The organism is Microbacterium mitrae (assembly GCF_008017445.1).
Taxonomy (GTDB): Bacteria; Actinomycetota; Actinomycetes; order Actinomycetales; family Microbacteriaceae; genus Microbacterium; species Microbacterium mitrae.
The window spans coordinates 1,419,167-1,440,326 of record NZ_VRSW01000001.1 but is presented as its reverse complement, the minus strand read 5'-3'; the positions used below and the strand labels follow the sequence as shown (position 1 = coordinate 1,440,326).

The window sequence follows — 21,160 nt, the reverse complement described above, 5'->3', positions numbered from 1 at the left end:
GTTCCGCCCCCCGCTCTGCGAGATTGCTGTGCCTCGTTATTCGCTGGGTGGCAGCGTCATGCCCGCGTCAATGCGCGATGCGTCGTCAAGGCGGTGCCATTCGCGGTTCACGTAGGCCAGCGGGGTGGAGTCTTCGCCGACTTGGCGGTTGATCGCGACCTGCAGGGCTTCGGCCGCGATCACGGTGGATCCGCTGGCGTCCATCTGGTTGATCACGCGGCAGCGCACCCAGGCGCGCGCCCCGGTGAAGACCGTCTCGCCCGTGGGGAGTCGCTGCCATAGGTCGGTGTCGCCGAAGCGATCGATGCCCTTGGTTGCGCCGCGCTGGGCGAGCGGGATGTCATCGACGTCAAGGAGGTGCACGACGACGGTGTCTGACTTGACGATCACCGCGGTGGCCGACGACACGGTGGTGACGGAGAACATCAACAGCGGGGGGTCAACGTTGACCGAGGCGACCGAGGTCGCGGTGAGCGCGACCGGCCCGTCGCCTGCGTCGGCCGTGATCAGTGCGACGCCGCCGGGGTGTCCGCGAAAGACAGCCTTGAAGGCGTCGGCAGAAACATGGTGCTCCGGGTCTGCGCCCAGGGGGATGGGGGATGCATTCGTCACCCTTCGACGGTACTCCGCCTCGACGGGGGTGGGCTCGGCTTCGCCGTTTTTCGTCATGAGGCGGCATCCGGCGTCACAGGGTCGCAGGCGAACTGCCCCGTGCGATCGAGGCGCTGCATGAGTGGTTCCAGCGCATCACCCAGGGTTCGCAGCTGGCGCTCACTGAGGTGGTCAAATACGGTGGCACGTACGTAGTCGAGGTGACCGGGCAGGGCGTGAATGAGGGCCTTTCTGCCCGCCTGCGTGAGCACCACATCGACGGCGCGGCGGTCGCCGGCAACCGTCTTGCGCGTGACGAAGCCACGCTCTTCCATGCGGGTAATCACCTTCGACACTCGGGGCATGTTTGATGACAGTATGCGCGCGAGTTCGCCCGCGCGCATTGTCGTGTGCGGCGACTGCTTGAGTGCGCTCAGCACACGAAACTCCACGTTGGTGAGGTCTGAATCTTCACGCAACTGCGCGTCGAGGGCGACGGGCAGTAGCTCCGCTACGGCGATGAGCGACAGCCATGCGCGCGATTCATCATCCGACATGCGGGGGGTGAGGCGGGCCATGGTTCCATTCTAGCCGCGAATTAGTTTCCACGGAAATAATCTGTGGTATTTTCTTTCCTTGGAAACTTTTCGCCGAGTCTGTTCGGCGTCACAAACAAAGAGAGAGAACTCATGCTGATTGCGCTGTGGATCGTGAATATTCTGCTGGCGGCCGCCATGCTGGGCGCCGGAACCATGAAGAGCATCAAGACAAAAGAGGCGATCGTCGCCGGTGGCATGGCTTGGGCAGACGACTTTCAACCGGCCGCCATCAAGGGCATTGGCGCACTCGAAGTTGTTGGCGCAGTGGGTCTGATCGTTCCCTTGGCGACCGGCATCCTGCCGATCCTGGCGCCGATCGCGGCGACGGGGCTGGCCATTGTGATGCTGGGCGCCGTTGCGGTTCACCGCCGCCGCAATGAGCCGGTCATGCCCGCGCTCGCATTCGCGATCCTCGCGATCGCCAGTGCTGTCATTGGCTTTATTGCCGTTTCGTGATCGCGGGTACTCCCCTATTGCGGCGAAGGGGGGGCGTGGCATTCTGTAGATAGTGCTAGTTCCTAGCGTCTTCTGTGGAGGCCACTGCGTCTTTCGAGTAGCAGGTCAGTATTGCCGAGTCGCTGCTATAGCGCGCGAACCGGGAGCGGCGTCTCGACGACGGCACCATTTTCAACACTGAGGGTGAGTGCCATCGGTTCGATGGCGGTGCTGATTGCCTCGACCAATTCGCCACCGTTGAAGTGCAACGAGTCGAGGTTGCCGCACGCCCACCCTTCGCCGAGCTCACCGGCCAGCAGCGCGGCGTGCACGAGGGGGCGACGCTGCCCCTCGGCGTCGTAGTGCGGGGAGAAGCTGCCCGACACAAAACCCAGCCCCTCTGGCAACACCTGCAGCGTCGGGCCAAAGCTGTCGGTGGTTCCGCCGTCGAACCAGCAGATGCCACCCGCGGAACCACCGGTGAAGACCACGTTTTCGTTCGCCGGGTCGTTGAACATGTCGGTGAGGATTTGCCACACGCCCTGCCGGCGCCACACGTCATACATGTTGGCGGTGTTGCCGCCACCCACATGAATCACATCAAAATCCGTGATCCACGAGCGCAGGTCATCGCGGTCGCGGTTGAAGAGCGGGAGGTGATGCGGTGCGCAGCGGTCAGAGTGGTAGGTCTGATAAAAGCTCACGATGTAGTCAGGGCGGTCACCGGTCGCGGTGCCGACAAACAGCACGCGTGGGCGTGACTTGCCGGTGAGGCTCAAAATGTACTCGTGGGTTGGGTCATCGCGACGATCCATCATGTCTTTGCCTGCGCCCGTCGCAACAATATGCACCATGTCCACAACCTATCGAGGGGTCGAAGCCGTGTACAGCGATTGGTCCATGTGAGGCGCTATTTGCAACGCCGAACATGGAGCTGTCACAGGGGGTTGCGTGCCAGGCGATTCCGGCGCACAGTAGGTGGGGTCGGCGGCACAAGGAGAGCACGATGCAGAAGATCATTCCCAACATCTGGTTTGACCACAACGCGCAGGAGGCCGGCGAGTACTACGCGTCGATCTTCGACGACGCAACCAGCACGGTCACCTCCCGCTATCCCGAGCAGGTTCCCGACTGGCAGGCATCGTTTGCAGGCAAGGTGCTCACCGCCGAGCTCGAGATCGGCGGGTACACGTTCAACTTCATCAACGCCGGCCCCGAGTTTCGACCCAATCCGTCGATTTCCTTCATGCTCAACTTTGACCCGCTGATGTTCGGCGGCGATGAAGCCGCGGCACGCGCCCGCATGGACGCACTGTGGGCTGCTCTTGCGGATGGCGGAACCGCGTTGATGGACATCGACGAATACGACTGGAGCAAGCGGTACGGCTGGGTACAGGATCGCTACGGCGTGAGCTGGCAACTGATGCTGAGCGACCCAGAGGGATGGCCGCGTCCATTCATCATTCCGCAGTCGATGTTCTCGGGCGATGTCGTCGGGCAGGCGCGCGAAGCCGCAGCGCACTACGTTTCAACGTTCGACGATGCCGAAATCGGCATGATCGCGGAGTACCCCGAACCGTCAGGTGCGGCGCCCGCCGGCAGCATCATGTTTGGTGAGTTTCGCATCGGTGAGCAGTGGTTCTCGATGATGGACGATGGTTCCGGCGGCCACAATCCCTTCACCCCCGCCATTTCACTCTCGGTGCAGGCAGCAGACCAGGCTGAGATCGACGACGTGTGGGAAGCCCTGTCGTCAGATCCGGGTCAGGAACAATGCGGCTGGCTGGTCGACCCGTGGGGCGTGAGCTGGCAGGTTGTGCCAGAAAACATGGGCGAACTGATGAAGCGCCCGGGCGCCTACGAACACATGATGGGCATGAAAAAGCTCATCATCGCGGAGTTTTAGACCGCGCGTAGCTCTCGCACAAACGTTGCCCAGGGCGCTACTCTGCGTTGCCCAGGGCGCTACTCGGTGTCGTCGGCAACGACCGCGCGGGTCGCCTTGCGGTCGGCGATCAGGGTCTCGCGCACGATGCGGCGCAACACCTTGCCGATGAGAGACTTGGGCAGCTCTTCCCACACCACGTAGCTCGTGGGGCGCTTGTACTCGGCGAGGTGTTCTCGCGCCGCCTGGCGCAGGGCATCCTCGTCGAGGGTTGCGCCCTCTTCCAAAATCACGACAGCGGTGACGACTTCGGCGCCGCCCCCACGAGGAATACCGACGACCGCCGTCTCGGCAACGCCGTCGACCGCGTTCATCACGCGTTCTACTTCGCTCGGCGAAACGTTGAAGCCACCCGTGATGATGAGCTCCTTCTTGCGGTCAACCACCGTCATGAAGCCATCCTCGTCTTGCACCACGAGGTCACCTGTGCGCAACCAGCCACCCTCGAGCAGCGTCGCTGCAGTCTCTTCTGGGCGGTTCCAATACCCCTGAAACACCTGAGGCCCGGCGATCAGCAGCTCGCCCACCTCGCCGAGCGCAACTTCGACCGTCGGCTGGTTGGGGTCAACGACCTTGATGTCGGTGGAGGGAAACGGAATGCCGATCGTGCCGATCTTGCGGGTGTTTTCATCAAACGGATTGGCAAGCGCGACGGGGCTCGTCTCGGTGAGGCCATACCCCTCGTTGAGCATGGAGCCGGCAACCGACTCCCACCGATTGACCACCGCGGGCGTCAACGTCATGGCGCCAGAAATTGAGTACACCACCTGCGAGAGATCTAGGTTGCCGTCGCGGGCAACGCGCGCCAGTCGGTCAAACATGGGCGGCACGGCCGGAATAAACGTGGGCGGAAACTTCTTCGCGGCTTGCGAAACGAGCTCCGGGTCAAACGTCGGAAACAGCACCGCCCGTGAGCCCGTCTCGACGGCATAAATCACCGAGAGCAGCACACCGAAAGAGTGGAACATCGGCAGCAGGCCGTAGATTGACCCCTTGCCTGGCAAGAAGTTGGGCATCCACGCCTTGCCCTGGCGAGCGTTTGCCCACAGGTTGCCGTGCGTGATGATGGCGCCCTTGGGGCTGCCCGTGGTTCCGGACGTGTACTGCAGGCACGCGACGTCGGTGACGACGGGGCGCGGGTGCGCGGAGTCCAGCGGGCGGGAGCGTTCGAGGGTCGTGAAGCTCACCGTTCCGGGCGCGGACGCGGTGAGCTTGTTGCGCGACTCCTTGGCCTTCGCGATGGGCAGCGCGAGTGCCAAGCGCATGGCGCGCGGCATCGCGGTTGTGATGTTCACCGCGACGATGGTTCCGATGCCCAGGTCTGCGGGCAGCGACTGAATCAGCGGCGCGACCTTGTCCCACGCGATCACAATCTGGGCGCCGTGGTCGCGAAACTGCACCTCAAGCTCATCGTGCGTGTACAGCGGGTTGTGCTCGACCACAATGGCGCCGAGCCGCAGCACGGCGTAGAACGCGATGACGTGTTGCGGCGCGTTCGGCATGACCAGCGCAACCCGGTCGCCCTGCTTCACACCGAGGGTGCGCAACCCTTCAGCAACGCGGGCAACGCGGTCGCCCAGCTCGCGGTATGACAGCGCCTTGCCGAAGAACGCGATCGCGTCATTGCCGGCATACTGAGCGACGCGCTCATCGAGGAGGTCGCTCAGCGATCCGGTGGGCAGTTCAATGTCGATGGGCGAACCCTCGGCGTAGAACCTGTTCCATTCGCGCTGTTCATTCAATTGCATCGTTCTAGGCTACGCCCGAATGACGCAAAACCCCGAGGGGCAGGCGTCAGCGAACGATGGCGGTGGGGGAGGTCAGGTTCAACAGAATCTCGTGGCTCACCGAGCCGAGCAAGAACCGGGCCAGCGCGCCGCGACCATGTGAGCCGACAACGGTGAGACGCGCCGTCTCTGCACGGTCGGAGATCGCGTGCGACGGATACCCGCTCAACACTTCACGCCGAATCTCGAGATCGGGGTAATCCTGCGACAGGCCGGCGAGGGCCAGTGACTGCATTTCTTCGGTGATGGATTGCATGCTGCGCAGATATTCGTCGTTGTCAAGCAACGGCATGTGCGGAACCTGCACTGGCGTCCAAACACTCACCACCACCAGCGGCTCACCCAGGCGATCGGCTTCGGCTGCGGCAAACTTCAGCGCCGCCTCCGAAATCTCCGAGCCATCGACACCAACGACAACGCCGGAGCGGCCGTCTTCATTGACCGATGCGCCAACGACGACCGTCGGGCACGAGGCGGCTGCGACGATACGCACGCCGTGCAGCCCGCGGCGACGACCGGAACCATCATGAAAGTCGCTGCCGATAACCAGCAGCGCGGCGCCCTGGGTTGCGCTGGAGATGTGCGCAACCGGGTTGCCCTGGCGCACCTCGGTTTCGACCACAATTCCCGCGCCGCGCAGGCGCTCAGCCTCACCATCTACATACGCCTCAGCGTTTGCGACGGCGGCGTCGAGCAGCCGGCCTTCGCCGACCGTGCCGGTAGCGCCGCCAACAACGGTCAATAGGTACAGGCTCTGGTGGCGCTGTAGGGCGCGCTTCTCAGCCCAGGCGAGAGCGCGGCGGCCCGCCTCAGAATCGGTGAGTGCGACGACAATCTTGCCAGCCATGACGGTTCCGTTCTCGAAGCGAAGTAGCAACACTGTCAGCGTATGCAGAGTTTGCCCGCTCAGCCAGAGACTTCGCCGTGTTTATTCTCGGAACGATCGGCTGGCACGGCGTGCTCGACTCACGATTTCTCCGGCCGTCGCCATTGATCCCTCAGGGTCGCTCTCCGATGAATGTGCGTTGCCGCTGAATGTGCTCAACCCGTTTCCCCACCACCCCCAACCCGCAAACATGACCGTTATGCACGATGCGGTGTGACTGGTGTGATTGGTGGGGCTGGTGAGGCAAATTTTTCCTGCATACGGTTTTGAATCGTGCATAACGGTTGCGTTGCCGGAACCAACGGCGCGCCCCGGAACCAACGGCGGCCTCGGAGGTTGCGCAGGGTTCCGCGCTCTGCTCGTTCCGACCGTTCCGCACAACGACCGTTATGCACGATGCGGTGTGACTGGTGTGACTGGTGGGGCTGGTGAGGCAAATTTTTCCTGCATACGGTTTTGAATCGTGCATAACGGTTGCGTTGCCGGAACCAACGCTGCGACCCGGAACCTTCGGCGGGCGTCCGAGGGTGAAAGGGCAGTTATCGCCGCGCCACGGAACCATCGCCGCGCCGCCGAGGCGGCACCCGGTTGGCCCTACCCGACGAAGATGCGTTCTACCGGTGGGCGGCCGCGGCTGGCGCCGCGACGCGACCCGGTGGTTCCGCTCCATGCGCCGGCAACCGTGTCGGCGGCATCGGAGGTTGACTTGACCACACCGGGCAGCGCGTCGAGCGCTCGATTGAGGTTACCCATGTGGGGGTCTTCGCCGGTCAGAGTGCGCAGGATGGCGCGCGCGTCGGTCGTGAGAAACGGGGAGGGCAGAATCGCCCGCGTGAAGTCGAGGTCATCGAGCATGAGCTTGCCCAAAATGGGGCGGCAGTTCTCAACGATCTGCGAGTGATCGAAAGCGAGTGGGGGAATCTCATCGAGTGGGATGCCGTCGGGAAGCTGCGCGACGATCGCCCACATCGCAATGGAGAGGCTGGGTCCGCGCGGGTCGCGGCTGGGCTCATCGAAGGTGCGCAACTGCCCGAGTGCGAGCGGCGGCAACGGGGTGAGCTTGGCGATGGCCCGGTGAGCTGCGCCATCGAGGCGTTCGCCGGCACGCATTGTGACACCGGGGAGCGCCAGCTCGCCAGGGTACGGCTCAGAGTCGCGGCGCACCAAGCCAAGGCGAATGTGCTCCCCCTGCGGGTCGTAGCTCAGGCACAGCACATCGACACTGACCACCGAAAGCAGGTCTGTCATGGGTGCTCCTTCGTGCGCGACGCACCCGTCGGTGCATTTTTTCTCACACTCTAGGCTACTCATTTCACCCTAGAGAAGATCGGGTGCACCACGTAGCCTGGCGGCATGCGCGCACACCACTGGATTGCCACCGGACCGGGCGGCCTCGCCGATTTTCAGTTTGTCGAGAAAGAGGTGGGCGAGCCCGCTCGGGGCGAGGTGACGATCACCGTTCAGGCCTCGGGCGTGAACCCCGCCGACCTCAAACACGCCCAACGTGCGACCGACTTTCCGGTGGACATTGGCTACGAGATCGCCGGAACCATCACAGCCATTGGCCCGGAGACGGAGATCGCCTCAGGGGGTGGCGTCGTTGGTGATGCCGTGCTCGCCTTTCGGGTCTCCGGCGGCTACGCCTCGGTTGTGACGGTTCCCGCCGAAACTGTGTTTGCGCGGCCAGAAGCGCTCGGAGTGCTTGAGGCGGCCAATCTTCTTCTGGTTGGCGCGACCGCTGCCGACATGTTGCGGGTGGCGAGCGTGCAGGCGGGCGAGACCGTGGTCTTCTTCGGTGCCTCTGGCGCCGTCGGTGCGCTGTTCTTGCAGATTGCACGCTCGCGTTCCATTCGCGTGATCGGCGTGTGCGGCGTGGGCCGCGGCTCAGAAGTCACCCGATTCGGCGGGGTCGCCGTCGAGCGCGGCGAAGGTCTGGCCGAGCGCATTGCGCTCGCGGCGGGCGAGCCGATCGCCGCGGTGTTTGACGCGTCGGGGCGCGACGACGATCTCGCCGTCACCAACGCAATCGCCGGAGACCACTCACGCCTGGTGACGATCGTAGGCACCGCCGCGGCACGCGACGCCGGTTTTCAAGCGATTGGCGGCAATCAGGCAGAAAGCGCCGCCTGTCGCGACAGCGTGCGCGGCGAGCTCGTCGACCTGGCGGGCGCTGGCGACTTGGTGGTTCCGGTGTCGGAGACGTTCTTGCTGCGCCAAGCGGTCGAGGCGCTCGAACTGGTGATGGCCGGCCGCGCCGGAGGCAAGGTCGCGCTCGTGCCAGACTCCAACGACGTGTGATCGCCAGCGACCCGCGGCGCCCGGTAGCGTCGAAGGGAACAATGGAGGCACCGTGAGCATGACCAGCTTGAGTCCAGAAACGCGCACCGCAATCGCGGCATCGACGGAACCCGTCGTGCTGGTGACCGGGGCATCCAGCGGCATTGGCGCGGCGACGGTTATCGACCTCGCCGCCGATCACCTGGTGATCGCAGTCGCTCGCAATGCCGAGCGGCTGGAACAGGTGGTCGCGGCCTCGCGCCCAGGAGCGGTGATCGCGGTCGCCGTTGATCTCACCGACTTCGCCGCCGTGGCCGAAGCCGTGGCCGACCTGCCGCGCTTGGACGCGCTGGTCAACAACGCCGCTGTGATGTTCCGCACCTCGGGCGCCACCCTCACCCCCGAGCAGTTTCGCGACATGCTTGACCTCAACGTGGTCGCGCCGGCCAATCTCACTCGATTGCTGTTGCCCCTGCTCACAACAGCGCGCGGAACCATCGTTTTTACGGGTTCCGGCGCCTCCCGCAACCCCGTGCCACACCACATCGCCTACGCGTCATCGAAGTATGCGCTGCAGGGCTACACCGACAGCCTGCGGCTGGAACTTGCCGGCGACGGCGTGCGCGTCACCACCGTAGCCCCGGGCCCAACGGCCACGGTCGGCGCCTATCGGATGGACGGACTCCCCGACGACAGCGCGGCTGGCGACCGCCTTGACCCTGCGACCGTTGCGCGCTCCATTCGTCACGCCATCGATGCGCCCGCCGACACGCAACTCACCGAGTTGTGGGTACGCCCGCGCGTTGAGCGCCGCTAACAGGTGGAGCGCCGCTAACAGGTGGTCTTTGCCGGCAGCTGCAAGAAGCGATTGCCCGTCCATGACAGCAACGAGGGCAAGAATTCGCTGTTGCCGTAGAGCATGCTGATGTGGTCGGCGTCGGGGATGGTGCGATAGGCGAGGGGTGTCTTTGTGGCGCACAGCGAGGCAACATAGCCGCTTTGCACGCTGGGTTTGATGAGCGGATCGGCGCTGCCCGCCACGATCAGCAACGGAATCTCCTGGCTCGGCTGCGGAATGTTTTCGCGCAGCCGCTCGCCGAGTGGCCCGGTTCGGGGGTCGATTCGAAACAGCGACGGATCGGCCAGCCGCGTCGCAACGACCAGCGCACTGCGCCAGCTACCGGGCCCATCCAAACAACGCGAGGGAATGTCGCGGGCGGCGCTGATGGTTCCGGGTCGCAAATAGTCGGCCATTTGAATGTCGTCATAGTGCTGCTCGTAGGCGTGCAACACAAATGACGCGAACACCATGCCCCCGGTCACCGAGTCCATCGTGCTGACCAGCGACGTGAGATCGCTCACCGGGCTGATCGCCGCCACGCCGCGAACATCGAGTTGCGGCGCATACTCCGCGGCAATCGACGAGGCCCACAGCGCGGCATGCCCGCCCTGCGAGTGCCCCCACAGCACCGTGGTGCGGCTGATGCGCAGTTCGATGATGGAGTAGGCGGCGCGCGTGGCGTCAAGCACGGCGCGGCCGCTGTCTTCGCCGATCAGGTAGGGGTGCTCGCCCGCGGTGCCGAGGCCCACATAGTCCGGCGCGATGAGCGCCCAGCCGTTCTTGATGATGTGGCGCGCCGCGAACATTCCGCCCGAACGAAACGGATCAGGCTGCAGCGACGGTGCGCACGGGCGCGTGATGCCGGTGGTGGAGTGCGCCCACGTGACAGACGGATGCGTTTCATCATCGTCCGGCGAAATGGCAATCGCACTCGCGACGTCAATGGTTCCGTCGCTCGCCTGCGTCGTATAGAGAAAGCGGAACCCCACGGCGCCGCCGGGGATCCCCTCGGTTATCGGCTCGTACTGAATGAGGCGGCCCGGCTCGTCGGGCACATTACGAGGCGCCGCGTAGAAGGTATCGGTCACGGTGACGGGGCCCGTTTGTACGACGGTGATACCGACGGCAAGCACGGCCGCCGACACCGTGACGAGCGCAACGATCGAGCGGCCAAAGCGGCGCCAACCGGTGCGGCGCTTTCGCTCCTTTTCGCGGCGATTGCGCGGAAGGGCGCGCCACCCGGCATCGATGCCGGTGATGACGAGCCACGCTCCGAAAACGACGGAGAGCACGACCAGGGAGATGTCGCGCCAAAAGAACGCGACAACGCCAAACAGAATGGTCGCCACCGCGATGGTGATCGAGGCGATCTTCTCGTCAAGCGCTTCGTCAGAGCGCACGGCGCGATAGATGCGATACGCGCCAACCGCGACGAGTCCGATACCGACGAGCACCGTCAACGCCAGCACCGTCAGCCACTGCGCTTGCAGCACGATGATGCCAACGGTGATCCACGCCGTTGCGGTGATGAGTCGCCACCGCACGCTTGCGGGGGTATGCCACAGCGCCAGCACGCCCTCGGTGATGGCGCCAACGCCAATCACCATGGCGAGCACGTCGAGCGACAGGGTTGGGCGACCAATGATCAGCACGCCCGCAACGATGGCGACGGCGGCGATCGCGACGCGAACCTGCCATGGCAGTTTCGCGAGCGCTTGCGCGATAAGCGCCTCTCGCAGTGCAATCTTCTCCGGCATAGTTTTCCCTCCCCCATTCCACACCACATCTCGCCGCCGTGCGCCGAGGTTTACGGCGCGGATTGGTCAACGAAATTTGGCGCGCCATGCTTGGTGATGCTCGTTTTTCGTTGTGAGGTGCACAAAGAGCAACGAATATCGTTGCGGATTGACGGAACCATGTGCTGAAATAGTGGAATGACAGATTCGCCGCGCCCCCCACTGCTCGATGACGTGTCGAAACGCATCATCGAGTTGTTGCAGGAAGACGGCCGTCGCGCCTACGCCGACATCGGCCGCGCCGTCGGGTTGAGCGAGGCCGCAACGCGCCAGCGGGTGCAGCGCCTGCAGGAGACCGGCGTGCTGCAGATTGTCGCGGTGACCGACCCGACCCAGCTCGGCTTTCATCGCATGGCGATGATCGGTATTCGCGTCACCGGTGACCCGCGCCTCATCGCCGAGCAACTCAGTGCCCTCGATGCGCTGGCGTATGTCGTGGTGACGCTCGGAACGTTCGACATCATCGCCGAGGCCGTGTGTGAGGGTGATGCCGATTTGGTTGACCTCATCGCCACACGTATTCGCGCGATTGATGGGGTCGTTCACACCGAATGCCTGACCTACGCCGGCCTATACAAAGACAAATACAACTGGGGAACGCGCTAACGCGCGCCTCACCCACCCCACCCACCAACGAAACTCGCCATAACGCAACGGAGCACGACATGGTCGCCACAGTTTTTGAACGCAACCCCACCGCAGAAAGCGTCGTACGGCACTCGCTCGCCACCACGAAGCAGAGCGTCTTTTGGCTCGACGATGTTCAGCGCCCCCAGTACGAGACGTTGCGCGGAAACCACACCACCGACCTCGTGATTGTCGGCGGCGGCTACGCCGGGCTATGGAGCGCCGTGCGCGCAAAGGAGCGCGAGCCCCAGCGCCGCGTCATTGTGCTGGAAGCCTCGCGCATCGGATGGGCAGCCTCCGGCCGCAACGGCGGGTTCTGCGAGGCCAGCCTCACGCACGGCTACGACAACGGCATGAGCCGCTGGCCAGACGAAATGCCGGAACTCGTGCGGCTGGGTGTGCAAAACCTCGATGAGATGCAAAACACCGTGGCGCGATACGACATGGCGGTCGACTGGGAGCGCACCGGCTCTCTCAATGTCGCCATTGAGCCACACCAGGTGGAGTGGCTCGCCGAAGAGGAGGGGTTCTTAGACCGTGACGCCGTACAGGCGCAGGTTGCCTCACCCACCTACCTCGCCGGAGCGTGGGATCGCGACGGGGTCGCCATGATTCACCCCGCCAAGATGGCGGTGGAGCTCGCGCGCGTCGCCACGGACCTCGGCGTTCAGATCTTCGAGCACAGCCTGGTGAAGTCCATCTCCGGAACCGGCACGCAAACGGTCACCACAGCCGATGGTTCCGTCGAGGCGCAGCAGGTCATTCTGGCGACCAACGCCTTTCCGTCGCTCCTCAAGCGCAACCGGCTGATGACGGTTCCGGTTTACGACTACGTGTTGATGACCGAGCCGCTGACCACCGAGCAGCTCGCGGCGATCGGCTGGTCAAACCGCCAGGGGTTGAGCGATCTGGCGAACCAGTTTCACTACTACCGGCTGAGCGCCGATAACCGTATTCTGTTTGGCGGCTACGACGCGATTTATCACTTCGGTGGCAAGATTCGCGCCGAGTATGAGAACCGCCCCGAGACGTTCGCGAAGCTGGCCTCGCACTTTTTCACCACCTTTCCGCAGCTCGAGGGCCTGCAGTTCACCCACAAATGGGCGGGTGCGATCGACTCGTCGAGTCGATTCTGCGCCTTCTTCGGCACGGCGCGTCAGGGGCGCATCGCCTACGCCACGGGCTTCACGGGGCTCGGTGTTGGCGCGACGCGCTTTGCTGCCGATGTCATGCTCGACAAGCTCGCCGGAGACAAGACCGAGCGCACCGAGAACGCCATGGTTCGCACCAAGCCGGTGCCGTTTCCGCCGGAGCCGGCCGCGGCGATGGGCGTCAACCTGGTGCGCGCGGCCATGAATCAGGCCGATCACAACCAGGGCAAGCGCAACCTCTTTCTCAAGGCGCTGGACGCGGTGGGCATGGGGTTTGATTCCTGACGCCCATCGAGCGGAACCACGCACTTGCGGTTTCAGTAAATAGTGCGGTTTTTGAGGCGCGATTTGGTCAGATGAACGTTTGATCCTTCCTTACGGTGGAACTAAAGCTCCACGCACGAGGGATATTGCGCATGACGGCAGAGCTGCCGAAGACACCACCCACAGCCACACTGGCGAGCGGTGATGCCGCGACGCGGTCGGTGTACTTCGTCTCTGACAGCACCGGAATCACGGCCGAAACGCTCGGCAACGCGCTGCTTGCAAACTTTCCCGGTACCCGCTTTCGGCGTCAAACGGTTCCGTTCGTCAGCACCGTTTCGGGCGCGAAAAAGATTCTCACCTCGCTCACCCGCAGTCGTGAGGCGGGGGAGAACCCACTGATCTTCACCACGGTGAAGTCGGCCGATGTGCTCGCGGTGCTGCACGCGTCAGACTTTGAAACCATCGACCTGCTGGGCGGTCACCTGCGCGAGCTGGAGCTGGCGCTCGGAACCACGGCCTCCGTGCAGCCGGGCTCCTTCCACGGCCTCGGTGATGCCGAACGCTACTTCGCGCGCATGCGGGCCGTTGAATACGCGATCGAGCACGACGATGCGCAGAGCTTTCGCGCGCTCGATCAAGCCGACGTCATCATCATCGCGCCATCGCGGTGCGGCAAAACCCCCACCACGATGTACCTCGCCCTGCAGTACGGGCTGTTGGTGGCAAACTACCCGCTCACCGACGACGACTTTCCCACCGAGGCGCTGCCGCCGACCGTCGCGCCGTACGCGAAGAAGTGCTTTGGCCTGACCACCACGCCGCTGCGGTTGAGCCAGGTGCGCCACGAGCGCCGACCCGACTCGGTCTACGCCTCGCTCGCCCAGTGCACGCTGGAGCTGCGTCGTGCCGAAGATTTGTACCGCCGCAACCGGGTTCCGTTCTTGAACTCTTCAACGAAATCGGTTGAAGAGATGTCCGCCGTCATCATGCAATCCATGCGATTGCGGGCCTAGTGCGCCACAAGCGCACGGCTGCATCGCATCAACCCGCTCAACAGGGAGTATCTCCAATGACCAACGTCTTGTGGTTCAACGAACTCGGAATGAACGACGTCGCCCAGGTAGGCGGCAAGAATGCCTCCCTCGGTGAGATGGTGTCGAACCTGGCTGGCGCTGGCGTGAGCGTGCCGCGCGGTTTCGCGACAACGGCCGACGCCTATCGGTCGTTCTTGGTACACGACGGGCTTGTCGACCGCATTCGCGCCGCCGTTGAAGCACTTGATGTTGCCGACGTTGCTGAGCTTGCCCGCGTTGGTGCCACCGTGCGCGAGTGGATCGAGACGCAGGAGTTGCCCGCCGACCTTGAAGCCGACATTCGCGCGGCCTACCAGGAGCTCGTTGAGACCGATCCGCAGCCGGAGGCGGTCTCGTGGGCGGTGCGCTCCAGCGCGACCGCGGAAGACCTGCCCGACGCGTCGTTTGCCGGACAGCAAGAGACGTTCTTGAACATCAGCGGCATCGACAACATCTTGGCCGCCGTTCGTAGCGTCTTCGCCTCGCTCTACAACGACCGCGCGATCGCCTACCGCGTGCACCACGGCTTTGACCACCACGAGGTTGCCCTCTCGGTGGGCGTGCAGCGCATGGTGCGCTCTGACATTGGCGCCTCCGGTGTGATGTTCACCGTCGACACCGAGTCTGGCTTTGACGACGCCGTGTTCGTCACCAGCTCTTACGGCCTCGGTGAGGCCGTGGTGCAGGGTGCCGTCAACCCCGACGAGTTCTACGTTTACAAGCCGGCCCTGCGGGCAGGACGCCCCGCCATACTCAAGCGCTCCGTGGGTGAAAAGGCCATCAAGATGGTCTACACCGACGCGAAGCAGGCTGGCGCGAGCACGGTGTTCACCGATGTTGAAGCCGACGAGCGGCCGCTGCTTTCTATCACCGACGCTGAGGTTTTGGACCTTGCCCGTCAGGCCCTCATCATTCAAGACCACTACGGCCGCCCGATGGATATCGAGTGGGGTCGCGACGGGCTCGACGGCAAGCTCTACATTTTGCAGGCCCGCCCCGAAACCGTCGTCTCTCGTGAAGACGGCAATGTCACCCGACGCTTCGTGCTTGAGGGCCAGAGCGAGGTGCTCTCCACCGGGCGTGCGATCGGGCAGAAGATTGGCGCCGGTGAGGTGAGCGTGCTCACCTCAATCGATCAGATGGCGTCGTTCCGTGCCGGCGACGTTCTGGTTGCCGACATGACCGACCCCGACTGGGAGCCGATCATGAAGCTTGCCGCCGCGATCATCACCAACCGCGGCGGTCGCACCTGCCACGCCGCGATCATCGCGCGCGAACTGGGCATTCCGGCCGTCGTCGGCACGGGCGATGCCACCGCGCAGTTGGCTGCGGGCCAGCCCGTGACGGTTTCATGTGCCGAGGGCGACACGGGCTTTGTCTACGACGGCATCTTGCCGTTCGAGGAGATTGTCACCCGTCTCGATGACATGCCGGAGGCGCCGACCAAGATCATGATGAACGTCGGAACCCCGGATCAGGCGTTCTCGTTCTCTAAGATCCCCAACCGCGGCGTCGGCCTCGCGCGACTCGAATTCATCATCAACCGCCAGATCGGAATTCACCCGCGAGCGCTGCTCGAACTCGACACGCTTGATGACGAGTTGCAGGAAGAGATCAACGAGCGCATCGCGGCCTACGCCTCGCCGCGCGACTACTTCGTGCAGCGCGTCGCCGAGGGCGTCTCGATGATTGCGGCAGCGTTCGCGCCGGAGAAGGTGATCGTACGTCTCAGCGACTTCAAGTCAAACGAATACGCCAACCTGCTCGGCGGCGACCGGTACGAGCCCCACGAGGAAAACCCGATGCTCGGCTACCGTGGCGCCTCGCGATACATTTCCGAAGACTTCCGTGCGTGCTTTGACATGGAGTGCGAAGCCATCCGCTACGTACGAAACGAAATGGGTCTCACCAACGTTGAGATCATGGTTCCGTTCGTGCGGACCCTCGGCGAAGCGCAGGCGGTCACCGAGTTGCTCGCCGCGAATGGCCTGAGCCGTGGCGAGAACGGACTGCGCGTCATCATGATGTGCGAACTGCCCTCCAACGCCGTGCTCGCCGACGAGTTCTTGGAGTACTTCGACGGCTTCTCCATTGGTTCCAACGACATGACCCAGCTCACCCTCGGCCTTGACCGCGACTCGGGGCTCGTTGCCGCCACGTTTGATGAGCGCGATCCGGCTGTGCTCAAGATGCTGACCATGGCTATTGAGGCCTGCCGCCGCGCGGGCAAGTACGTCGGCATCTGCGGGCAGGGCCCGAGCGATCACCCTGACCTCGCCGATTGGCTGGTGGAGCAGGGCATTGAGTCAATGTCGCTGAACCCCGACACGGTCGTTGAGACCTGGTTGCGTCTCGCGCAGCTCGCGCCCGCTGTTCGATAACGCGCCGCTAAGAGCCGGCACCCGCAGCAATGCTGGTGCCGGCTCTTGCAATACCCGCTAGCGGTATCGTGCCGCGACGGGGCAGTCGAAGGGGTCGCGTGCGGCCAAGCCCACATCGTTGAGGTAGGCGATCACGCGGGCGTATGACTGCAGCAGCGTGGTCTCGGTATACGGAACGCCCTCGGTGCGGCAGAACGCCTTCACAATCGTGCGCGTCTGCGACAGGTAGGGGCGCGCCATCGACGGAAAGAGGTGGTGCTCGATCTGGTAGTTGAGTCCACCCATGAGCCACGTCGCCCACCATCCGCCTCGAATATTGCGTGAGGTGCGCACCTGCTTCGAGAAGAAGTCCAGGCGTGCGTCGGGCGCGATGATCGGCATGCCCTTGTGGTTGGGCGCAAAGACCGCGCCCATGTAAACGCCGAACACGGCGAGCATGACGCCGACGAAGGCGAACGCCTTGCCCAACGGCAAGAACAGGAAGATCGGACCAAACACCAGCACCGAGCGCACGGCGAGCAGGCTGATTTCCGTCCACCGCCCCGCAATCGGTGCACGCCTGGCCAGGTGGCGCACACTGTGCACGTGAAGGTTGAGCCCCTCAAGGGTCAGCAGCGGAAAGAACAGCCATCCCTGCTTGCGGGTGATCAGGCGCCGAAGCCCGGTCGCGGTGCGCGCGTCATCTTCGAGAAACGAGATCGTGTCGAGCGCGATATCGGGGTCTTTGCCCGCACGATTGGGGTTGGCGTGGTGCCTGGTGTGCTTCGAATCCCACCACGCATAGCTCATGCCGACAATGGCGATGAGCACGCGCGCAAGGCGGTCGTTGGCGGGGCCTGCGGTCAGGATTTGCCGGTGCGCCGCCTCGTGCGCCAGGAAGGCGACCTGCGTGAAGAGAATGCCGAGGGCCGCTGCGGGGAGCAGTTGGAACCAGCTGTCGCCGATGAGCACGGCACCGGTGATCGTCGCGGCAAAGCCGACGGCGATCGCTGCGGCAACTAGCACGTAAAACCACGGCGTGCGGCGCAGGAGTCCGCCTTCGCGGATCATCGCGGCAAGCACGGTGTAGCTGCGGGTGAGGGGAGGGAAGTCGCCTTCACGGGCGTAGGTTTGGCGAACGGGGCCGAGGGTTGGTGCCAGATCGGCAACGGTGGGGGAGATGATCGACGTCATTCCTATTGGCCGAGAGCGGGGGCAATCGGGATGAGCAACGATCGGGCGCCGTCGCTAGTGTCAATCTACGCTCCCCCACATGCCGCACCACGTATGTATCCGGCCCCTCGCGTACCGGCGCGCTGCCTGGTTCCGCCCCGCAACGACGGTGCCGAGACCCCGTGGGGCCCCGGCACCGGTCGTCATGTGCTGCTACGACGTGAGGTTCTTCTCGTGGTAGCGCCACTCATGCCAACCGGGCTGGCCCTTCATGAACGCGTCGACCTGCGCGGTCGTCGCCACCAGCTTCGGGTCGTTCTTCATATAGAACTTCGTCTCGCGCACGATCAGGCCAGACAGAATAATGAGACCGATCAGGTTTGGCAGCGCCATCAGGCCGTTCATCACGTCGGAGAATGCCCACACCGCGCCGAGCGGCGTCGTGCAACCGACGAAGACCACGAGCGAGAAGAACACGCGGAACGGAACCACAACGCGGCGCCCGAACAGCTTCTCAATATTGCGCTCGCCGTAGTACGACCAACCCAAAATGGTGGAGAACGCGAACATCGCCAGCGCAATCGTGACCACCCAGTGGCCCCACTCGCCGGGCAGGCCGTGGGTAAACGCCTCACCCGTCATCAGCGATGCCGGAATCTGCTCGCCGTTATCGTCGACGAACGCGTAGGCGCCGGTGGTGACAATCACGAGACCGGTCATCGTGACCACGATGATGGTGTCGATAAACGTCTGCGTCATCGAGACGAGACCCTGGCGCACCGGGTGGCTGGTCTGGGCGGCGGCTGCCGCGATGGCGGCGGAGCCCATGCCCGACTCGTTCGAGAAGATACCGCGAGCGACACCGTACTGAATCGCGATGATGAGAACGGAACCAGTGAAGCCGCCGACGGCGGCACTGCCGGTGAAAGCATCGGCAAAGATGAGTCCGAGTGCGGCGGGAACGTCAACGATGTTAGCGATCAGAATGTAGAGCGCACCCAGCACGTAGAACACGATCATCACGGGCACGAAGCCGGCCGTCACGCGGCCGATCGACTTGATGCCGCCAACGAGCACGAGCATCGCGAAGATCGTGAGTGCGACGCCGGTGACCCACGTCGGGATCGTGAAGCTGCGCTCCAGGTTTGCCGCGATCGAGTTGCCCTGGGTCATGTTGCCAATGCCGAAGCAGGCGAGCACGGTGAAGATCGCGAACGAGGTCGCCAGAATCTTGCCGAGCGGCCCCTTGATGCCACGTTCCAGATACATCTGTGGCCCACCGTTTTGCTCACCAGCGGAGTCTTTGGAGCGGTAGCGCACGCCGAGAAACGCTTCTGCGTACTTCGAGGCCATGCCGAGTAGGCCGGTGACCCACATCCAGAACAGGGCGCCGGGGCCACCGATGCCGATGGCGGTTGCCACACCAACGATGTTTCCGGTTCCGACGGTGGCGGCGAGCGCCGTCGTCAGCGCCTGAAACTGCGAGATATCGCCGTCAGAGCCCTCGTCTTTGCGGCGCAGGAGGCCGAGGCGCAGGCCCGCGCCTAACTTCAAAAACTGGATGCCGCCGAGACGGATCGTGAGATAGAGGCCGGTGCCCAGCAGCAGCGGAATGAGGAGCCACGGCCCCCAAATAAAGCTGCTGATGGTGTTGAGAACAGACTCGATGGTCTCTGCCACGGTGTTCCTCGTTTCTGCCGGTGCCACGTCAATGTGTGCACGCGTTTCAGGCGAATAGTGTTTGACGATTCTAGGGAAACTCACATTTCGGTCGCGCGGCGACACCAGCTTCGTGAGAGAAACTTCACGTTGTTCTTTTGCCTGATGGCAAGAAAGTCCTCCGAGAAATGGCTGATCGCCGCGATACTGGGGGGATGGAAGAGCTGAACACCTTTGTGGCAGATGCCGGCGACAACCTCTGGACGTGGATCGTGTTGCCCGTGCTCGCCTTGCTTGGCCTGTACTTCACTTCGCGCTCCGGAGTCGTGCAGTTCCGCATGATCCCCGAGATGTTTCGCACCCTGACCGATAAGACGCCGTTGGATGAGAACGGCCGCAAGCAGTCGGTTTCGGCCTTCCAGGCGTTCACGATTTCGGCGGCTTCCCGCGTTGGCGTTGGCAATATCGCCGGAGTCGGAACCGCGATTGCGTTGGCGGGGCCTGGCGCCATTTTCTGGATGTGGACGATGGCCTTCATCGGCGGCGCCTCCAGCTTCATTGAGTCAACGCTGGGTCAGGCCTACAAGGTTCGCGACAAAGACGGCTTCCGTGGTGGCCCGGCGTATTACATGCAGTACGGGCTCGGCCAGCGCTGGATGGGCATCCTGTTCGCCGTGATCCTCATCCTGTGCTTCCCGTTTGCGTTTAGCTCGCTACAGGCCAACACGATCACCGCGACCTTCTCGGCCACCACCGGCGGCGGCGAGTGGCTGCCCTCGGCGGTTGGCGCGGTGCTCGCCATTCTCACCGCGCTCGTTATCTTCGGCGGCGTGCGTCGCATTGCCTCGGTGACCCAGGCCGTGGTTCCGCTGATGGCCCTCGGCTATCTGCTGCTGGGGCTCGTCGTTGTCGGCATGAACATCGATCGCATTCCTGACGTGTTTGCGGCGATCTACACCGAGGCATTCGGCTTCGGCGAGATGGCGGCGGGTGCGCTCGGCTACATCATCATGACGGGCGTCAAGCGCGGCATGTTCTCGAACGAGGCGGGCCTCGGCTCCGCCCCGAACGCCGGAGCATCGGCGGCCGTCACCCACCCGGTGAAGCAGGGTCTGGTGCAGACGCTGGGCGTGTACTTTGACACGTTCTTGGTGTGCTCCATCACGGCCTTCATCATTCTGGTTGCCACCCCTGACCTCGCCGGCGCCGAAAAGGGCATCGTGCTGACGCAGAACGCTCTCACCTCGACCCTCGGCTCGTGGTCAAACATTGCCCTAACCGTCATCATCTTCTTGCTGGCGTTCAGCTCGATCTTGGGCAACTACTACTACGGCGAAAGCAACATCGAGTTCATCTCCAGCAACCCCACCGTGCTCACCGCCTACCGCAGCCTCGCGGTCGTGGCGATTCTGGTTGGTTCCATCGCCTCCGCAGACCTGGTGTGGAGCACGGCAGACGGCATCATGGGTCTCATGGCGCTCGTCAACCTGATCGCTATTGGTCTGCTCTCGCCCGTTGCGTTCCGCCTGCTGAAGGACTACTCCGCCCAGCGCCGCGCCGGCAAGGATCCGGTGTTCACTCGCTCCCTGATGCCCGATCTCACCGGCATCAGTTGCTGGGAGAGTGAGCAGTCGGTGACCGGAACCATCCGGGTCGTCACGAAGCCGTAGCGCCAGTACAGCGCCAGCGCCGC

General features: G+C 63.8%; 18 protein-coding genes. 9 read left to right on the top strand and 9 right to left on the bottom strand.

Translation table 11 applies throughout. From position 1 onward, the window contains the following. Positions 1 to 36: 36 nt before the first annotated feature. Entirely contained in the window at positions 37 to 612 is a 576-nt protein-coding gene (locus FVP60_RS06565; protein WP_246132474.1) for a flavin reductase family protein, read from the bottom strand. 53 nt (positions 613 to 665) lie between these two features. Continuing rightward, complete coding sequence (locus FVP60_RS06560) at positions 666 to 1,169, bottom strand: MarR family winged helix-turn-helix transcriptional regulator (RefSeq protein WP_147825404.1); 504 nt, start codon at positions 1,167 to 1,169, stop codon at positions 666 to 668. Positions 1,170 to 1,280: 111 nt separating this feature from the next. On the opposite strand from FVP60_RS06560, the gene FVP60_RS06555 reads away from it, so the two are divergent. Further along, positions 1,281 to 1,646, top strand: coding sequence for a DoxX family protein (locus FVP60_RS06555; protein ID WP_147825403.1), 366 nt, complete (start codon positions 1,281 to 1,283; stop codon positions 1,644 to 1,646). A gap of 125 nt (positions 1,647 to 1,771) precedes the next feature. Here FVP60_RS06555 and FVP60_RS06550 read toward each other — a convergent pair whose 3' ends face one another. Then, a complete protein-coding gene (locus tag FVP60_RS06550) occupies positions 1,772 to 2,479 on the bottom strand; it encodes a Type 1 glutamine amidotransferase-like domain-containing protein (RefSeq protein ID WP_147825402.1) in 708 nt (235 codons plus the stop codon). Between the two features lie 152 nt (positions 2,480 to 2,631). Here FVP60_RS06550 and FVP60_RS06545 point away from each other — a divergent pair, with 152 nt between their 5' ends. After that, positions 2,632 to 3,531 (top strand): VOC family protein, encoded by a 900-nt coding sequence (locus FVP60_RS06545; protein WP_147825401.1) that lies wholly within the window; start codon positions 2,632 to 2,634, stop codon positions 3,529 to 3,531. A gap of 59 nt (positions 3,532 to 3,590) precedes the next feature. Here FVP60_RS06545 and FVP60_RS06540 read toward each other — a convergent pair whose 3' ends face one another. The 3 genes from FVP60_RS06540 to FVP60_RS06530 form a co-directional block, all read right to left on the bottom strand. After that, on the bottom strand, positions 3,591 to 5,318 hold the full coding sequence (locus FVP60_RS06540) for a long-chain-fatty-acid--CoA ligase (protein ID WP_147825400.1): 1,728 nt from the start codon (positions 5,316 to 5,318) through the stop codon (positions 3,591 to 3,593). A 46-nt stretch (positions 5,319 to 5,364) separates the two neighbouring features. Beyond that, positions 5,365 to 6,204, bottom strand: coding sequence for a universal stress protein (locus FVP60_RS06535; protein ID WP_147825537.1), 840 nt, complete (start codon positions 6,202 to 6,204; stop codon positions 5,365 to 5,367). 633 nt (positions 6,205 to 6,837) lie between these two features. Then, a complete protein-coding gene (locus FVP60_RS06530; RefSeq protein WP_147825399.1) occupies positions 6,838 to 7,491 on the bottom strand; it encodes an NUDIX hydrolase in 654 nt (217 codons plus the stop codon). Positions 7,492 to 7,596: 105 nt separating this feature from the next. Between FVP60_RS06530 and FVP60_RS06525 the strand changes: the two genes are divergently transcribed. Further along, the gene (locus FVP60_RS06525; RefSeq protein ID WP_147825398.1) at positions 7,597 to 8,541 is read left to right on the top strand and encodes a quinone oxidoreductase family protein; all 945 of its coding nucleotides are present in this window, start codon (positions 7,597 to 7,599) and stop codon (positions 8,539 to 8,541) included. Positions 8,542 to 8,599: 58 nt separating this feature from the next. Continuing rightward, positions 8,600 to 9,337: an SDR family oxidoreductase gene (locus FVP60_RS06520; RefSeq protein ID WP_147825397.1), complete on the top strand. Its 738-nt coding sequence runs from the start codon at positions 8,600 to 8,602 to the stop codon at positions 9,335 to 9,337. Between the two features lie 14 nt (positions 9,338 to 9,351). Here the strand turns inward: FVP60_RS06520 and FVP60_RS06515 are convergent, their stop codons facing one another. Further along, entirely contained in the window at positions 9,352 to 11,118 is a 1,767-nt protein-coding gene (locus FVP60_RS06515; RefSeq protein ID WP_147825396.1) for an alpha/beta fold hydrolase, read from the bottom strand. A gap of 177 nt (positions 11,119 to 11,295) precedes the next feature. Between FVP60_RS06515 and FVP60_RS06510 the strand changes: the two genes are divergently transcribed. From FVP60_RS06510 to ppsA, 4 genes are all read left to right on the top strand, one after another. Beyond that, positions 11,296 to 11,763, top strand: a complete 468-nt coding sequence (locus FVP60_RS06510; RefSeq protein ID WP_147825395.1) for an Lrp/AsnC family transcriptional regulator — start codon at positions 11,296 to 11,298, stop codon at positions 11,761 to 11,763. Positions 11,764 to 11,822: 59 nt separating this feature from the next. Further along, complete coding sequence (locus tag FVP60_RS06505; protein ID WP_147825394.1) at positions 11,823 to 13,220, top strand: NAD(P)/FAD-dependent oxidoreductase; 1,398 nt, start codon at positions 11,823 to 11,825, stop codon at positions 13,218 to 13,220. 131 nt (positions 13,221 to 13,351) lie between these two features. Continuing rightward, on the top strand, positions 13,352 to 14,215 hold the full coding sequence (locus tag FVP60_RS06500) for a pyruvate, water dikinase regulatory protein (RefSeq protein ID WP_147825393.1): 864 nt from the start codon (positions 13,352 to 13,354) through the stop codon (positions 14,213 to 14,215). A gap of 56 nt (positions 14,216 to 14,271) precedes the next feature. Beyond that, positions 14,272 to 16,656: a phosphoenolpyruvate synthase gene (gene ppsA, locus FVP60_RS06495; protein WP_147825392.1), complete on the top strand. Its 2,385-nt coding sequence runs from the start codon at positions 14,272 to 14,274 to the stop codon at positions 16,654 to 16,656. Between the two features lie 57 nt (positions 16,657 to 16,713). On the opposite strand, the gene FVP60_RS06490 is transcribed toward ppsA, so the two are convergent. After that, a complete protein-coding gene (locus tag FVP60_RS06490) occupies positions 16,714 to 17,829 on the bottom strand; it encodes a fatty acid desaturase family protein (protein ID WP_147825391.1) in 1,116 nt (371 codons plus the stop codon). A gap of 192 nt (positions 17,830 to 18,021) precedes the next feature. Beyond that, positions 18,022 to 19,488 (bottom strand): alanine/glycine:cation symporter family protein, encoded by a 1,467-nt coding sequence (locus FVP60_RS06485; protein WP_147825390.1) that lies wholly within the window; start codon positions 19,486 to 19,488, stop codon positions 18,022 to 18,024. 194 nt (positions 19,489 to 19,682) lie between these two features. Here FVP60_RS06485 and FVP60_RS06480 point away from each other — a divergent pair, with 194 nt between their 5' ends. Continuing rightward, positions 19,683 to 21,137 (top strand): alanine/glycine:cation symporter family protein, encoded by a 1,455-nt coding sequence (locus tag FVP60_RS06480; RefSeq protein WP_147825389.1) that lies wholly within the window; start codon positions 19,683 to 19,685, stop codon positions 21,135 to 21,137. Positions 21,138 to 21,160 lie beyond the last annotated feature (23 nt).

Coding starts and splice junctions, on each gene's coding strand:
- FVP60_RS06550 (WP_147825402.1), bottom strand. CDS start 2,479: ATGGTGCATATTGTTGCGACGGGCGCAGGCAAAGACATGATGGATCGT.
- FVP60_RS06505 (WP_147825394.1), top strand. CDS start 11,823: ATGGTCGCCACAGTTTTTGAACGCAACCCCACCGCAGAAAGCGTCGTA.
- FVP60_RS06545 (WP_147825401.1), top strand. CDS start 2,632: ATGCAGAAGATCATTCCCAACATCTGGTTTGACCACAACGCGCAGGAG.
- FVP60_RS06515 (WP_147825396.1), bottom strand. CDS start 11,118: ATGCCGGAGAAGATTGCACTGCGAGAGGCGCTTATCGCGCAAGCGCTC.
- FVP60_RS06525 (WP_147825398.1), top strand. CDS start 7,597: ATGCGCGCACACCACTGGATTGCCACCGGACCGGGCGGCCTCGCCGAT.
- ppsA (WP_147825392.1), top strand. CDS start 14,272: ATGACCAACGTCTTGTGGTTCAACGAACTCGGAATGAACGACGTCGCC.
- FVP60_RS06560 (WP_147825404.1), bottom strand. CDS start 1,169: ATGGCCCGCCTCACCCCCCGCATGTCGGATGATGAATCGCGCGCATGG.
- FVP60_RS06520 (WP_147825397.1), top strand. CDS start 8,600: ATGACCAGCTTGAGTCCAGAAACGCGCACCGCAATCGCGGCATCGACG.
- FVP60_RS06510 (WP_147825395.1), top strand. CDS start 11,296: ATGACAGATTCGCCGCGCCCCCCACTGCTCGATGACGTGTCGAAACGC.
- FVP60_RS06480 (WP_147825389.1), top strand. CDS start 19,683: ATGGAAGAGCTGAACACCTTTGTGGCAGATGCCGGCGACAACCTCTGG.
- FVP60_RS06555 (WP_147825403.1), top strand. CDS start 1,281: ATGCTGATTGCGCTGTGGATCGTGAATATTCTGCTGGCGGCCGCCATG.
- FVP60_RS06490 (WP_147825391.1), bottom strand. CDS start 17,829: ATGACGTCGATCATCTCCCCCACCGTTGCCGATCTGGCACCAACCCTC.
- FVP60_RS06535 (WP_147825537.1), bottom strand. CDS start 6,204: ATGGCTGGCAAGATTGTCGTCGCACTCACCGATTCTGAGGCGGGCCGC.
- FVP60_RS06500 (WP_147825393.1), top strand. CDS start 13,352: ATGACGGCAGAGCTGCCGAAGACACCACCCACAGCCACACTGGCGAGC.
- FVP60_RS06540 (WP_147825400.1), bottom strand. CDS start 5,318: ATGCAATTGAATGAACAGCGCGAATGGAACAGGTTCTACGCCGAGGGT.
- FVP60_RS06530 (WP_147825399.1), bottom strand. CDS start 7,491: ATGACAGACCTGCTTTCGGTGGTCAGTGTCGATGTGCTGTGCCTGAGC.